15 protein-coding genes and 1 tRNA gene are annotated in these 15,645 nt (G+C 52.7%); 12 read left to right on the forward strand and 4 right to left on the reverse strand.

The features are described 5' to 3' along the window. Positions 1-9: 9 nt before the first annotated feature. The 12 genes from LK536_RS54145 to LK536_RS54200 all read left to right on the forward strand — a co-directional run bounded on the left by LK536_RS54145 (position 10) and on the right by LK536_RS54200 (position 13,542). Positions 10-837 (forward strand): carbohydrate ABC transporter permease, encoded by an 828-nt coding sequence (locus LK536_RS54145; protein WP_120056741.1) that lies wholly within the window; start codon positions 10-12, stop codon positions 835-837. Then, a complete protein-coding gene (locus LK536_RS54150; protein ID WP_227796677.1) occupies positions 837-3,110 on the forward strand; it encodes an alginate lyase family protein in 2,274 nt (757 codons plus the stop codon). Before LK536_RS54145 ends, LK536_RS54150 begins: the two co-directional genes overlap by 1 nt. Before the next feature lie 41 nt (positions 3,111-3,151). Continuing rightward, complete coding sequence (locus LK536_RS54155) at positions 3,152-4,330, forward strand: glycoside hydrolase family 88 protein (protein ID WP_227796678.1); 1,179 nt, start codon at positions 3,152-3,154, stop codon at positions 4,328-4,330. 149 nt (positions 4,331-4,479) lie between these two features. After that, positions 4,480-6,105 (forward strand): WG repeat-containing protein, encoded by a 1,626-nt coding sequence (locus LK536_RS54160; RefSeq protein ID WP_227796679.1) that lies wholly within the window; start codon positions 4,480-4,482, stop codon positions 6,103-6,105. A 154-nt stretch (positions 6,106-6,259) separates the two neighbouring features. After that, complete coding sequence (nifS, locus tag LK536_RS54165) at positions 6,260-7,456, forward strand: cysteine desulfurase NifS (protein ID WP_008722624.1); 1,197 nt, start codon at positions 6,260-6,262, stop codon at positions 7,454-7,456. 27 nt (positions 7,457-7,483) lie between these two features. Beyond that, positions 7,484-7,921 (forward strand): Fe-S cluster assembly scaffold protein NifU, encoded by a 438-nt coding sequence (gene nifU, locus LK536_RS54170; RefSeq protein WP_008722626.1) that lies wholly within the window; start codon positions 7,484-7,486, stop codon positions 7,919-7,921. Then, positions 7,918-8,994, forward strand: coding sequence for a tRNA 2-thiouridine(34) synthase MnmA (mnmA, locus tag LK536_RS54175; protein WP_120056737.1), 1,077 nt, complete (start codon positions 7,918-7,920; stop codon positions 8,992-8,994). The genes nifU and mnmA overlap by 4 nt, the downstream gene beginning before the upstream one ends. Next, positions 8,991-10,337, forward strand: a complete 1,347-nt coding sequence (locus tag LK536_RS54180) for an N-acetylmuramoyl-L-alanine amidase (protein ID WP_227796680.1) — start codon at positions 8,991-8,993, stop codon at positions 10,335-10,337. Before mnmA ends, LK536_RS54180 begins: the two co-directional genes overlap by 4 nt. A 134-nt stretch (positions 10,338-10,471) precedes the next feature. Next, positions 10,472-11,278 carry a DUF6612 family protein gene (locus tag LK536_RS54185; protein WP_227796681.1) on the forward strand — a complete coding sequence of 269 codons (807 nt, stop codon included), beginning with the start codon at positions 10,472-10,474 and terminating at the stop codon, positions 11,276-11,278. Between the two features lie 92 nt (positions 11,279-11,370). Continuing rightward, positions 11,371-11,459: transfer RNA gene (locus LK536_RS54190), tRNA-Ser, on the forward strand. 302 nt (positions 11,460-11,761) lie between these two features. Beyond that, the gene (locus tag LK536_RS54195; protein ID WP_227796682.1) at positions 11,762-12,277 is read left to right on the forward strand and encodes an RNA polymerase sigma factor; all 516 of its coding nucleotides are present in this window, start codon (positions 11,762-11,764) and stop codon (positions 12,275-12,277) included. Further along, positions 12,274-13,542, forward strand: a complete 1,269-nt coding sequence (locus LK536_RS54200; RefSeq protein WP_227796683.1) for a DUF4179 domain-containing protein — start codon at positions 12,274-12,276, stop codon at positions 13,540-13,542. The genes LK536_RS54195 and LK536_RS54200 overlap by 4 nt, the downstream gene beginning before the upstream one ends. 33 nt (positions 13,543-13,575) lie before the next feature. On the opposite strand, the gene LK536_RS54205 is transcribed toward LK536_RS54200, so the two are convergent. The 4 genes from LK536_RS54205 to LK536_RS54220 all read right to left on the reverse strand — a co-directional run bounded on the left by LK536_RS54205 (position 13,576) and on the right by LK536_RS54220 (position 15,536). Continuing rightward, positions 13,576-13,740, reverse strand: a complete 165-nt coding sequence (locus LK536_RS54205) for a hypothetical protein (protein WP_227796684.1) — start codon at positions 13,738-13,740, stop codon at positions 13,576-13,578. A 6-nt stretch (positions 13,741-13,746) separates the two neighbouring features. Beyond that, positions 13,747-13,938, reverse strand: coding sequence for a hypothetical protein (locus tag LK536_RS54210; protein ID WP_008722637.1), 192 nt, complete (start codon positions 13,936-13,938; stop codon positions 13,747-13,749). A 191-nt stretch (positions 13,939-14,129) separates the two neighbouring features. Next, the gene (gene rsiV / locus LK536_RS54215; protein ID WP_034576136.1) at positions 14,130-15,017 is read right to left on the reverse strand and encodes an anti-sigma-V factor RsiV; all 888 of its coding nucleotides are present in this window, start codon (positions 15,015-15,017) and stop codon (positions 14,130-14,132) included. A gap of 15 nt (positions 15,018-15,032) precedes the next feature. After that, complete coding sequence (locus LK536_RS54220; protein ID WP_025482736.1) at positions 15,033-15,536, reverse strand: RNA polymerase sigma factor; 504 nt, start codon at positions 15,534-15,536, stop codon at positions 15,033-15,035. Positions 15,537-15,645 lie beyond the last annotated feature (109 nt).

Raw genomic sequence — 15,645 nt, forward strand, 5'->3', positions numbered from 1 at the left:
GGCAGGAAGATGGAGACAAGAACATTACATAGCAAAGTTATAATCTATACACTGCTGACCGTACTGGCAGTCCTGGTGGTGGTTCCCTTTTTCTGGATGCTTCTGGCTTCGGTCAAAACCAGCAACGAGGTGTTCAGCATTCCCATGCGGCTGTTCCCAAAAGAGTTCCAGTGGGGCAATTACCAGACAATCTGGGATAAGATTCCCCTCCTGACCTTTTTCAAGAACACATTCAAGATTGCGGTCCTGACAACGCTTTTACAGGTATTTACCAGCTGTTTTGCGGCTTACGGCTTTTCCAAGGTGGAATTTAAGGGAAGGGATATCCTGTTCCTGATATCCGTGACCACCTTTGCAGTGCCTTGGCAGGCATATATGGTGCCTCAGTTTGCGCTGATTTCCAGGATGGGCCTTACGGACTCCCATCTGGGACTTATCCTGATGCAGGCATTTTCAGGGTTCGGCGTGTTCCTAATCCGCCAGTTCATGATCGGCGTTCCCAATGAACTGCTGGAGGCTGCCAGGATTGACGGGCTTTCCGAGTACGGCATATTCGCAAAGGTTGCCCTGCCCCTTGTGAAACCTGGTATTGCAACCTTGGTCATCTTTACTTTTGTAACTATATGGAATGACTTTATGGGACCGCTGATTTATTTAAACAGCACCAGATTAAAGACCATCCAGCTGGGCATCAGGATGTTCATCTCCCAGTATGGCGCGGACTATGCGCTTATCATGGCGGCTTCGGTGTGCTCCCTGATTCCGGTCCTTGTTGTGTTCATGGTCTGCCAGAAATGGTTTGTGGAAGGAATCACGGCTGGAGGCGTAAAGGGCTGATGGAGAAGGAAATGGATGAAAGGATAGCCATGGATGAAAGGACAGCCATGGATGGAAGGGCGGTCATGGATGGAAAGACGGCCACGGATGGAAAGACGGCCGTATACGGAGCCATATCCGATGACTGGAAGTGGTGCAGCGAGTACTGCCAAAATTACTGGCCCGAGGAATGCGCCCATATCCTGCGGATTGCGGATGATGCGGTAAGGCAGAGGTTCGTGTTCGACCTGCCCTGGGACATGGAGCAGACCGTCAGGGCAGTGGAGTTCGGCGGAAATACGGGCGGGATTGACTGGCAATACATGCCGGACGGGGATCCGGAGTTCATCTACCAGTTTAACCGCCACCGTTACTGGATCTGTCTGGGCCAGGCCTATGCCATGACGGGGGATGAACGGTATGCGGAATGCTTTGCCAGCCAGATGGTTTCCTGGGTAGAGAAGAATCCCATCACGGAAGAGACAAAAAGGACCACATGGCGCAGCATCGAGGCTGGAATCCGGGGAGAGAACTGGGTAAAGGCCATGGAATATTTTAAGGACAGCCGGACCGTGACAGATGGGATAAAGGCCGTGTTCAGGAAAGGTCTATGGGAACATGGGAATTATCTCATGAACCACCGGACGCCCTTCAGCGACAAGAGCAACTGGGGCGTGCTGGAAAGCCATGGACTGTTCTGCATCGGGGCCGCACTTTTGCGGGAGTACGGGCAGGCGGGACAGTCCGCACAGGAGGGACGGTCCGTACAGCCTGGACAGCCCATGCAGACGGAGCATCCCATTCTGCCGTACAGCCCCGGTGAAGCCGCCCTCTATGTGGAGGAATCCCTGAAGCGCCTGGTGCGCCAGCTGTCCATCCAGGTCATGGATGACGGGGTCCAGTGGGAGCAGTCACCGATGTATCACAACGAGGTCCTGCGCTGCGTGCTGGAGGTCCTGCGCATGGCACGCCGCCACGGCATCCGCGTGCCGGACATCCTGAAGGACAAGGCACGGGCCATGGCCCATGCGGACCTGGCCTGGATGAAACCGGACCATACCCAGCCCTGTAATGGGGACAGTGACAGGACGGACCTGAGGGATGTGTTCACACCCGCCGCATTCTTACTGAAGGACAAACACCTGCGGTATGCCGGATATGGACGTCTGGACTTTGAAAGCGTGTGGGAACTGGGGCCGGAGGCCGCCATGGAATATGAAAGCATGAAGTCTAAGGAACCGGAGCAGCTTTTTTCCGTCATGGAACACAGCGGGAACTGGTGCCTGCGCTCCGGCTGGCATGGGGACAGCGATTACCTGCATTTCAAGTGCGGTTCACTGGGCGGCGGACACGGACATTTTGACAAGCTTCACATCGACCTGTCCGTCCGCGGGGAGGATGTGCTCATTGATTCCGGCAGATACACCTATGTGGACGGGGGCCTGCGGCGGCAGCTCAAATCCTCCTGCGCCCATAATGTCCCGGTGGTGGACTGGCAGGAATACACACAGTGCACCGGCTCCTGGGATGTAAAGGGGGCGGCCTGCGCCACGGGACAGCAGTGGTGCAGGAAGGGGGAATTTACCTTCCTTCAGGGAACCCACCTGGGATACCTGCCCGCCGGAGTCCTGGTGAACCGCCGGATTATTTCCATCGGCACCAGGATCCATGTTATCGTGGACGGGTTCTATGGACAGGGAACCCATGTGTGCAGCCAGATTTTCCATCTGAACCCGGCTGGAACCACGGAAATTAAGGGGAATACCTTCCTTTATCATGGAAGGGCTGCCGAGGCCGTGTTTACCGTGCTCACCCCCGGCGCTGCCCTGGAACTTGAGGATACCCCGGTTTCCTTCCATTACAACCAACTGGAACAGGGACCATGCGTCAGCATTTCCAGGGAAAACAGCCTGTTTACGTCCATGGTGACCGTCATTACAGGTTACGGCGGGAAAGATGGGGAACGGTGCGACATCCGGCGCGTGCCTGTCATTGCCCCGGTTACCGGGCGCCAGCTTGGGGACGGGGAGGCGGAGGCGGTCCGCATCCGGGAAGGAGGACATTCCTGGCTGGTGGTCATCAACCACAGGGAGACAGGGGCTGACAGCGAATACATCGGCGCTGACGGCTGCTACGGCCTGGGGCGCGTGATGGCCTGCGATGAAGCGGGATATGGGGAACCGGCCCAGGGGACGTATATCCCAGGAACCCCAGGAACTTCAGGAATCCCGGGAACTTCAGGAACCCCAGGAACCCCAGGGACCGCCCCGCTGATGACCGTGCTTCAATGGTAGGACGCACAATGGAACCATAAGGATCATGATGAGGAGCGATTATGCAGACAAAATCCAGTTTACTGACATATAAGACCATAAGCAATCAGGAGGCCGGGGAGTACCTTGCAAAGGCAGTGGACCTGGTGAGGGGGAACCTGGACCGATTTACGGACCGCTTTCCATACTCCAACAGCGAAGGAGGATTTTACCAGCCAGGTGATAACCGGGAGTGGACCACAGGGTTCTGGACCGGGGAAATATGGCTGGCCTACGAGATGACCGGGGAGCAGGTATTCAGGGAAGCCGGAGCCGTCCAGGTGGAATCCTTCCTGGACAGGATTGAAAAAAGAATAGACACGGACAATCACGACATGGGCTTTTTATACACCCCGTCCTGCGTGGCAGCCTACCGTCTGACAGGCAGCAGGACAGCAAAAAAGGCAGCCCTGCTGGCGGCGGATAACCTGCTGGAGCGTTTCCAGGAAAAGGGACAGTTCTTCCAGGCGTGGGGGGAACTGGGAGCCAGGGACAATTACAGGCTGATCATTGACTGCCTGCTGAACATGCCCCTGTTATTCTGGGCCAGCGAGGTCACCGGGAACATGGTTTACCGGGAAAAGGCAATCGCCCATATACGGACGGCCGTGGGCTGCGTCATCCGCCCGGACCGTTCCACCTATCACACGTATTTCTTTGACCCTGATACAGGGAAACCCTTAAAGGGCGTGACCCATCAGGGCAACCGGGACGGCTCCGCCTGGAGCCGGGGACAGGCATGGGGGATTTACGGCTGCGCACTCAGTTACCGCGTGGAACACGACCCGAGATATATGGAAATGTTCCGGGATGTGACTGATTATTTCCTGGAACACCTGCCCTCGGATTTGATTCCGTACTGGGACTTTGACTTTGACGACCCCAGTGGGGAACCAAGGGATTCCTCCTCCGCGGCCATTGCCGCCTGTGGAATGCTTGAGATGGCAAAATACATGGAAGGACAGGAGGCGTCCTATTATACGGATATGGCCAGACGCCTGGTAAAGGCCCTCTGCAGCAGGTGCGCGGTAAAGAGCAGGAAGGAGTCCAACGGCCTGCTCCTCCACGGCACCTATGCCAGGGACAGCGCGGGCAATCCCTGTTCCAACCGGGGCGTGGATGAATGCAACACATGGGGGGATTATTTTTACATGGAAGCCCTGGTGAGGCTGGTAAAGGACTGGGAGCCATACTGGTATTAAGGCGGGCATGTTTTTGGTATCCGCGGTATTGACCGTCCGGATACATCGGGTTTATCATAGGAGTGTACACTGCCTGCAGTCAGGGGCTGCGCCGTGTACGCTCCTAATTGTATTTGTAATGGCATGTTTGGGGACAGGGGGACAGGCAGATGAGAAAACTTCTGTTTGTGTTTTTTTTGCTTGCAGGATTGGAACTGGTTGCCGCAGCAGGGATATTAGTGACATCCGGTATCTATAATGACAGCAGCCATCCGGCCGCCGGGCAGGGGAACCGGTATGGGGATTACCAGGGGACGGTGGAAGGGGAGATTTACATTTACAAGGACCATGACCCGCGTTTCCACATAATCACGGACCCGGTACTGACCGACAATCCAGTGTCATATTCAGGAGGACTGGTCATACTGGAGCGGGACGGTCTGTATGGATACGCTGATTTTGAAGGAAACCGTGTCACGGACATACAATATGAAAACGCAGGCCGGTTCAGCGAAGGGCTGTCAGACGTTAAGAAGGATGGGAAATACGGTTTCATAGATGCATCCGGCCGCGAAATCATCCCTGTGATCTATGACCAGGTATCCCCGTTTGAAAACGGATATGCCGCAGTCAGGCTGGATGGCAAAAGAGGCGTGATTGACAGGAACGGCGGCATTGCGGTGCCCATTGAGCACACCCATCTGTTTACCGGTCATGATGACATTGCGCTTACCGGAGCCAATGTAAAGACAGGCGAAGGGAAAGGGGATTACAGGACCATATACGGATTTGTCAATTACAGGGAAGGAACCCAGGTCCCTTACCAGTACCAATCCATAAGTAATCTTTCAGACGGGTATTACAGTGTCAGCAAAGGGGCGGGATATGCCCTGATGGACCCTCTTGGCAGGGAAGTGACGGAGCCGGTCTATGACTGGATTGGAAGCGTCAGCGGCCGGATTGCCGCGGCCTGTCTGGATGGCAGATACGGCTACATCGACCTGGAGGGAAGGGAGATGGTGCCCTTTGGATACGACGCCGCATTTTTATTCTGCTATGGCCGCGGGTCGGTTTCAAAGGATGGGAAATGGGGATATGTGGACAGGAACGGCCGTGAGGTCATTCCACTGTCCTATGATTTTGCATCCAATTTCCAGAATGGGCTGGCAGTGGTCATCAAAGACGGCAGATACGGCCTGATTGACACCAATGGAAAACCGCGGATCCCAATCCAATATGACTGGGTCAGCGCGCTGGGGGAGGATGGTGTCATTACCGTCATGAAGGACGGCCGTTTCGGGTTCGTGGATGCGAAGGGAAATGAAATCGCTCCTGCCATATATGATCATGTCTATGACTTTAACGGCGGCTATGCAAAGGTGGAGCTGGGGGGAAAGACCGGATACATGGACCGGCGGGGAAGACTTGTAACCCCCGCTGCCTACGATGACCCGGATGGGGATAAAAACAGGGGGACGAGTAATTTCTACCTTCAGCGGGACATTGGCGGGGATATGATAGAGGTGCCCCTTCTGCCGGATGTGAATGTCCGTGTAAAGAAGGCGGACAGCTCCTTCACCGGCTGGTATCACAAAGGCTGGCAGGTCACTGGGTTCTACGGCAATGACGGCAGGAAGCTGGCAAGCCCTGGAGACGGATATGAGGTGTATATCCTTCCTCCCAGGGACGTATCCTATACCTATACAGGGTGTTATGGAAAGGCAATGATGTTCTGTTATAAGAATGGGGACAGATACGGCCTGTTCTGCGTGGCGGATACGGACGGTCCTGAATAGGGCATCCGGGGTGGATATTGTCACTGTTTTGCATATAATAACAGTACCAGACAAAATATAAGTATTCCTATTGAAATTGTAGGAATACTATGATATAGTAGGAAGCGTAGATGAAGCTTTTAACTTTAGGACTACAGAAAGGCGGATTTTTAATATGAAACAGTTGATTTATCTTGATAATGCGGCCACCACCAAGACAAGGCCGGAAGTGGTTGAGGCCATGCTCCCGTATTTCACGGAGTTTTATGGCAATCCTTCCTCGGTCTATGATTTTTCCACAGAGAGTAAGAAAGCGGTGAACCATGCAAGGGAGACCATTGCCCGGGCATTGGGGGCAAAGACCAATGAAATATATTTTACGGCAGGCGGCAGCGAGTCCGATAACTGGGCCCTGACAGCAACTGCGGAAGCCTATGCTTCAAAGGGAAAACATATCATCACCACCAAGATTGAACACCATGCAATCCTCCACACCTGCCAGTATCTGGAGAAGAGGGGATACGAGGTCACCTATTTGGATGTGGATGAGAACGGAGTGGTCAAGCTGGACGAACTTAAGAAGGCAATCCGGCCGGACACCATCCTGATTTCCATCATGTTTGCCAACAATGAGATCGGGACCATTGAGCCGATTAAGGAAATCGGCGCAATCGCAAAAGAACACGGCATCCTTTTCCACACAGATGCGGTACAGGCCTTTGCCCATGTGCCCATCCAGGTGGATGAATATAATATTGACATGCTCAGCTCCAGCGGCCATAAGTTAAACGGGCCCAAGGGAATCGGATTCCTCTATATCCGCACAGGCGTGAAAATCCGCTCCTTTATACACGGCGGCGCACAGGAGCGCAAGCGCCGCGCGGGCACGGAAAATGTCCCTGGCATCGTGGGCTACGGCAAAGCGGTTGAGATTGCCATGAATAATATGGAAGAGCGCACAAAGAAGGAAACGGAACTCAGGGATTACCTGATGGACCGGGTCATGGACGAGGTGCCGTTTACCAGGATTAACGGCTCACGCACCAGCCGCCTTCCTAATAATGTGAACTTTGCCTTCCAGTTCATTGAGGGCGAATCACTTTTGATTAAACTGGACATGGCCGGAATCTGCGGTTCCAGCGGTTCTGCCTGTACGTCAGGTTCCCTGGACCCGTCCCATGTGCTGCTGGCCATCGGCCTGCCCCATGAGATTGCCCATGGTTCCCTTCGCCTGACGCTGAGCGAGGAAAACACGAAGGAAGAAATGGATTACGTGGTGGAGCAGATTAAGGAGGTAGTGGCTTACCTGCGCAGCATGTCGCCCTTATACGAAGACTATATGAAGCATAACAAACACAACAAACAAAATTAAGACAGAAATCCATCAGGAGGAAAACAGATGTACACCGATAAAGTAATGGACCATTTTGAGCACCCAAGGAATGTGGGTGAATTAGAGAACCCCAGCGGCATGGGAACCGTAGGCAATCCCAAATGCGGCGATATCATGAGGATTTATCTGGACATTGACGAGAACCAGATCATAAGGGATGTAAAGTTTAAGACCTTTGGCTGCGGCGCTGCCGTTGCCACCAGCAGCATGGCAACCGAGCTTGTGAAAGGCAAATCCGTACAGGAAGCCATGGCAGTGACCAACAAAGCAGTGATGGAAGCACTTGACGGACTGCCGCCTGTTAAGGTACACTGTTCATTACTGGCAGAGGAGGCCATCCACGCCGCCCTCTGGGATTATGCACAGAAAAACGGTATTACCATTGAAGGACTGGAGAAGCCCAAGGATAATATTGAGGAAGAGGAAGAAGAGGAAGACTATTGAGTAAGAAGGTTGTAGTAGGCATGTCCGGAGGAGTTGACTCCTCCGTGGCTGCCTGGCTTTTAAAACAGCAGGGATACGATGTCATTGGCGTGACCATGCAGATATGGCAGGATGAGGATACGGATGTCCAGGAGGCAGAAGGGGGGTGCTGCGGCTTAAGCGCTGTGGATGATGCCCGCAGGGTTGCCATGGACCTCGGTATCCCTTATTATGTAATGAATTTTAAGGAAGAGTTCCGGACGAACGTGATGGACTATTTTGTGGGCGAATACGTGGCTGGAAGGACCCCCAACCCGTGTATTGCCTGTAACCGCTATGTGAAGTGGGAATCGCTGCTGCGCCGCAGCATGGCAATCGGGGCGGATTACATCGCAACCGGGCATTATGCGCAGATCTGCCGGCTTCCAAGCGGAAGATATGCCCTTAAGACCTCGGTGACAGCACAAAAGGACCAGACCTATGCACTGTATAACCTGACCCAGGAGCAGCTGGCCCGAACGCTGATGCCTGTGGGAAGCTACCACAAGGACGAGATCCGCAGGATGGCGGAGGACATAGGCCTGCAGGTGGCCCACAAGCCGGACAGCCAGGAAATCTGTTTCATTCCGGACCACGACCATGCCCGCTTCATAGAAGCCTATACCGGGATGCAGGTCCCTGAAGGGAATTTTGTCGACCTGGAGGGCAATGTGCTTGGAAAACACAAGGGGATTTCCCATTACACCATAGGCCAGAGGAAAGGGCTGAACCTGTCCATGGGACATCCCGTGTTCGTGGTGGAGATACGGCCTGAGACCAATGAGGTGGTTATCGGGGAAGGGAAAGATGTATTTACAAATGTCCTCTGCTGCGATAAACTGAACTGGATGGCAATAGACGGCCTGCATGGGGAATCCATGGAGGTCACTGCCAAAATCAGATACAGCCACAAGGGTTCCCCGTGCACCATCCGTGAGATTGGCCGCGGTTTGGTGGAGTGCAGGTTCCATGAACCGGTCAGGGCAGCCACGCCGGGACAGGCCGTGGTGTTCTATGACGGGGACTATGTGGCGGGCGGAGGTACGATTTTATGAGATTGCAGATAAAAAGATATGGGGCCGCGGCCCTGGCAGGAATCATGGCAGGCAGCCTGGCACTGACAGGCTGCGGCAGCTATGCGTCAAGCAGTGAACTGAGGCAGCAGGCGGAAGCCTCCCTTTTGGACCAGGCGGACAGCGGGAGCGGGTCCGGCCAGGGCATCCAGGTGGAACCGGACAGCGGGACAGCGGACAGTGGGACACCGGACAATCCGGGAACACGGGATGGCCAGGGGACGCCGGACGGCCAGGATGACCGGACCGGAGGGCCGTCAGCTGAAACCATCCGTGTGGAGACCGGGCTTACAACCGCCCCCATGCCTGAATTTGATTCCGTGGAGGACGATGTATATGTCAAGACAGAGGATGGGGGAAGCGTCCGTCTGCGCTCATCCTGCGACACGGGCAGCGATGCCAACATCGTGACATACGCCAGTTCCGGCACCAGGCTTACACGTACCGGAAAGGGAAGTGAATGGACCAGGATTGATTACAACGGTACCCCGGCCTACATATCATCTGCATTTATTACCACGGACGTGCCGGAGACAACGGCTGCACCGGCTGGCGGCGTGTGTGTGGACAGCGGGGAAGTGACGCTGAACCCGTCCTGGAAGTATGCGGAGTTCTCCAAAATCAACACAGGGGCTGCCGTCCTGTACCGTTCAGAGGCAGGGACCAGGAAGAACATCACAATCTGCGTCAACGCGGGCCACGGCACCAAGGGCGGTTCATCCGTGAAGAACCTGTGCCATCCCGACGGCACGCCCAAGGTAACAGGCGGCACCACTGGCGCAGGCGCCACATCCGCGGCAGCCGTGTCCGGCGGCATGACCTTTGCGGACGGCACGGCGGAGAGCAAGGTAACCCTTGCCATGGCCAGGATCTTGAAGGATAAGCTTCTGGCGGCAGGCTATGATGTGCTGATGATACGTGAAAATGATGACGTCCAGCTGGATAACGTGGCAAGGACCGTGATTGCCAACAATGCCAGCGACTGCCACATTGCCCTTCACTGGGATTCCACCACCAGCAACAAGGGGGCATTTTACATGAGCGTGCCCAATGTGGAGTCCTACAGGAACATGGAGCCGGTCAAATCCCACTGGCAGCAGCACAATGCGCTGGGGGAAAGCCTGGTGGCAGGCCTGAAAGGCGCCGGGGTAAAGATTTTCTCAGGCGGTTCCATGGCCATGGACCTGACCCAGACCTCCTATTCCACTGTCCCGTCCGTGGATATCGAGCTGGGGGATAAGGCATCCGACCATTCACAGGCAACCCTGAACACGCTGGCAGACGGCCTGCTGGCCGGAATCAACCAGTATTTTGGGCAATCATAGGATACTGCACATAAAAGCCTTGTTTGTTTATTAACATTTTCTTACATAACCCTTCTTATAATAGACAAAATCTGAAAACTGCATTACAATGTGTATAACAGTTTAATTATTGTCAATATAAGGAGGGACTTTTTATGAAATGTATGAAACGCCTGCTGGCTGTTATCCTTGGCGCAGCGCTTCTCTGCCCTATGACCGCGTATGCCGGCCAGACAGAGGAAGCCAGGACATTGTATGACCAGGTACAGGAGAAGAGCAATGCCATCACGGACATGAATGCTTTTTATGATTTCAAGATTAAGCTTGGCGGTTCCATGATGGAGAATGCAGGTCTTACCGACACAGACATGCGTCTGGAGATGAATGTCAAGATGAACCATCTGACGGAACCGGCCCTGATGCGCTACATGGCTTACTGTAGGATGACCGACCAGGATGGCAGCCAGATGACTTATTCCATGTACTATCTGGACGGATATATGTATATGGATATGCTGGGACAGAAGATTAAGATGCCCATGGCCATGGGTGACATGATGCAGCAGAGCATGGCCAGCGCCAATGCCTTTGATGTCCCCACGGATATAATTAAGGATATGAACCTGTGGGATGAAGGCGAGAACAAGGTAATCGGATTTACCATTGATGACAACCGGATGAATGAATTCCTTCAGACCGTATTGAACTCCACCGGACTTATGGGAATGGTGGACGGAACCAGCATGAGCCTTCATAACATGAAGTACGAGTACGTTGTGGATCCAAACGGCAATCTGATTAAGATGCGTCTTAAGATGGATATATCCATGACCATGGACGGCGAGACCATGACCATGAGCATGGACGGCGATGTGGGCATCGCGGATCCCGGCCAGCCAGTGGATGTTCCGGTCCCCAATGTTGCCGAGTACACCGATATAACGGCAGCAGCCAACCAGTAATACCGGCCAGTTATAAAAAAGAGTAAAAAAGTTATGCCAGCTACTACACAAAACACGAAATTTAGTGTATAATGCAGTAGTTGGCATTTTTTGGAGGAGTACCCAAGCGGCTGAAGGGTCTGGCTTCGAACACCAGTAGGTCGGTAGCACCGGCGCGAGGGTTCAAATCCCTCCTCCTCCGTTTGAAACGCCCGGCGCGGGTATGGGCATCCATTCCTGCTAAGCGCACTTTAGACCGTCAGTTCATGGACTGGCGGTATTTTCATGTCTGAAACCAAGGTGTTCGTGTCCAAAACTCAGGTTTTCATATCTGAAACCAAGGTGTTCGTGTCCGAAACTCAGGTTTTCATGTCCACTGGCCCCGGTTCCGGGGTATTTTCAAAAATATCCAAATTAAATGGGACTTTTTCCGGCATTTTACAGTCTAATAGATAGAAGCATGGAAAACATGTGACTGTACGTACAGAAAAGAGAGGAACAGCAATGGAAAACTTAATAAAGAAAGCAAAATTGCGGGATGCGGATGCTTTTACAAAGCTGATGCAGCAGCAGATGCAGAACATGTACAAAACAGCCCGGGCTGTTTTATACAATGAGGAGGATGTGGCGGACGCCATATCAGATACCATACTGGCATGCTGGGAAAAAATCGGACAGTTGAAGCAGGATGGATATTTCAGGACCTGGATGACCCGCATCCTGGTCAACAAGTGCACCGATATCATACAGAAGAAAAAGCAGTTCTGTCTGATGGAAGATGTGCCGGAGATTCCATCCCGGGATAATGGATATGAGGACACGGAATGGAAGGAAGCGCTGAACATGCTGGGTGAGCGGTACCGGTTAATCATGATACTGTACTATGTGGAAGGTTTTAAAATCAGCGAAATCAGCAGTATCCTGGATATCGCCGAGAGCACGGTCAGGACCCGCCTGTCCAGGGGAAGGGAAAAACTGGCAGAGGATTACCGCCCGGAACTGAGGAGGAAACAGATATGAATAATAAGGATATCATAAAAACATTGCAGGAAGAGGTAGAAATCCCTGACATTGTACAGAAAAAGGCAGACGCTGCATTTGCAGCCATCCACAGGGAAGCAGAAAACAGCAAATCCGTCGGCCCCGTCGTAAGACTTCCTGCAGACAGAAGGATGGAAGATGACCGTGGACAGCGGGGGTCCCGCAGGAAACCGGGGACACACAGGCATCCGGGAAGGAAGATATGGATAGCGGCGGCAGTGGCGGCGCTGGCTGTGGGTACCATCACTGCGGTGGCCGATTATATGAAACGCAGCAAGAGCCTTACCGAGGGGATGCAGGTCACTGAACAGCAGCAGGTGCAGATGCAGGAAAAGCACCTGTCAGCCATAGTGAACCGGTCCTGTACGGATAAAGGAATCACGGTAACGGCAGTGGACAGCATAACGGACAATTATTACACCCATATTGCCTTCCGGGTGGAGGGGTATAAGGTGGATGTGGGAACCCAGCCTGATTTTGGGACAATTAAGGTTACGGTTGATGGAAAGGACGGGCACGACGAAGCTTCCCCGGAAGACAGCTTCAATTACACTGCAGGCTTCTATAATGGCTTTATCATGGGGGAGAACGGGAAAATCATCCATGCGGACGGCTCCCCGGTACAGACCGACGAAGCCGGCAACCTCATCGAAAACTATACAATGGACGACGGGACCATGGAGTACCAGATTACCCTGTCCAACACACAAAAAAGGGGATTCTTCATTAATAAGCCGGTCCATGTGGAACTGTCCGGTCTGGGAACCGTGGCCAAGGCAGCGTATGAGACGGATATTGACGGCACCTGGACCTTTGATTTAACCTTGTCCGGTTCACCGGAACTGAAAGAGTGCAGCCTTAACACGCCGCTGGGCAATACGGGGGCAAGTGTGGTAAAAGCGGAGATTTCCCCCATTTCCCTGGGAGTGGAGTATGAATTTCCCCGGCAGCTGGAACCAGGGACCGCGGTTGATGAAAATGGACAGGAAAAAGAAACCACATTTTATGCGGAGCCGCCCTGGCTCATGGGCGTGCGCATGAAGGATGGGACCATGTATCCGTATATTTATCTGGGACCAGGAAGCATGGGATATGAATCAGAGGAATCCAGCCGTTACAGGACCATGTTTGCCATTGACCGGGTGCTGGATGTGGACCAGGTGGAAAGCCTGCTGTTTGCAAAGCCTGCAGGGGAATGCGGGACAACATCGGAGGAAATGTTCTATATAGTACCGGTGGGATAAGGGCAGATGCTGTATATGTACAGCCCTGATGAATCAGGACTGCATGCCGCGCTGGGGGCATTCTTCCGGTATGGAAGGGGTTGCGTTATCAGCTCCCGGAAGGTCAATCTCCGGTATGTCCCCATCTCCATAGGAGCTGCTGTTCCGGCCCGGAAGTTCCATTGGTTCCATAGGCCTTTGGGTCTGTCCTGCATCCATGTTCCATCACCCTTTCGTAAACATATTCTCCACATAGTTGCGCATTTCCTGGCGGCTTTCAATGGTCCTGGCCCCATCCACAATCCGCTCCTGTTCCGGTTTGCTCAGTCCGGCAAAGCGGTTCAGGGCATCGGAGTGCATGGCCAGTTCCATGGTAAAGCCGATGGGCAGTTCATCATTGTTAATCTTATTTATCATGTTCATCACCTCACGGTTAGTATGGAACCGGGACAGCAAAAATATGCGCGTACATTATGATATGAATTCCTGTTTTCAAATACGACCTAATGCATGACAGAAAGCCGTGACCACATACAGTCACGGCTTTATCAGGGTTTTCCTTATCAGGATTTATTTTCCTTATAAGAATTTACTTTTCTTTTGATGATTTAAAATGTTCCGGTTACCGAAGCGGGAATCGTGAAATCAACCGCCCCCATATAACCGGGAGCCACCTCATATTCTGCAAATGCTATCACAAGCTCGCCCCTGTCATTGAAATAGTAGCTCTCGTCTCCCGTCAGACCCTTGAAGTCATCCTCAGGCATCTCGGAATTGTAGAAATAAATGATATTGTCGTCAGCCGCCATCTGGTCGGTCATCTGCTGTTTGATGTTATTGCTGACAGCCTCCAGCATACCCGGCTTATCCTTAAGAAGTTCCTTGAGGGGGATTACATTGCCTGTGGATTTATCAATGGTAAATATCTTTACAAACTGGGTGCCGCTGGCCATGGTAAGGGTGGTGTCAATCCGGATGCACAGGTAGCGGTCCGTGTCGGTGACCACCTTGTAGCTGGAATCCAGTCCATAATGCCCCTGTCCGTTATCCTTGGCAACCTCCTCCTCATACATGGCAATCAGCTCATTGGCATAATCCTCAATGGACTTGTTGGCAGGGACCTGAGTGTCCTGTCCATTGTCCAGGGTGACCTGGGGGACCTTTATGTCTGCCTGTAAGTTTCCGCGGCTGTCCTCAAAGGTGCGGAAGGTAACCACTTTGGCGATGGAACCGATGAGGGGAATCTGTTCCATTGCATTGGCAGTGGTGGGGTTTAAATTGGCGAGTAGTGTTATGGTCAGCATGGCTGCAACGGCTGCGCCGCCTGTTTTCTTAAAAGATTTCATGATAATCACGCCTTTCTGTTCTTTTTTTGCCTGGGCAATGCCTGCTTTCATGCGCTGCCTGGCTTCTTCCGGTACGGGGATGTGTTCATATTCCTGCTTTAACATATCAATCTGTTTCGATTCGTCCTGTTTTAAATGTTCCTGCTTCATGGACATGGCTCCTTTCTAAGACTTATCCGGTATTTCCCTGTAATGCTCTGCCTCCAGGTTCAGTCTGAGCTTTTTTAAGGATCTGTATAATCTGGCTTTTACTGTGTTTAAATTGTCGCCTACAATATCCGCAATATCCTCCAGCTTTAAATCTTCAAAGTACCGCAGCAGGATTATGGTCCTGCTCTTGTCATCCAGCTGGTTTAATACAGTCCGCAGCTCCAGGTCCCGGTACTGGTCCTCCACCGGTATCTCCGGCAGTTCCTCTGTGGTTGTTTCCTTCTTTTTCCTGCGCAGCATATCCAGGGCGGTGTTGACTACGATCCTGTAAATCCATGTGGACAGGTAGTCTTTATTCCTGACCTTTCTGCAGTCCCTGATTGCCCGGTAGGCGCTTTCCTGGACCACATCCAGGGCATCATCTTCATTGCGCATATAGCTATATGCAAGGCGGTAATAACGCTCATAGTTATCAGTGAGGATCTGTTCCGTCTCCGCCGTATTGTTCTGAAAGCCCATGCAATGCATCCTCCTTTCATTTGGTTCTGTCTGTTAGACGTTTGAGGATTCTGTAAAGTTGCATCCATTTAAACATTTTATCGTAAGAAATCAGAAATGCAACATTCAT

The organism is Clostridium pacaense (genome assembly GCF_020709765.2).
GTDB lineage: Bacteria > Bacillota > Clostridia > Lachnospirales > Lachnospiraceae > Enterocloster > Enterocloster hominis.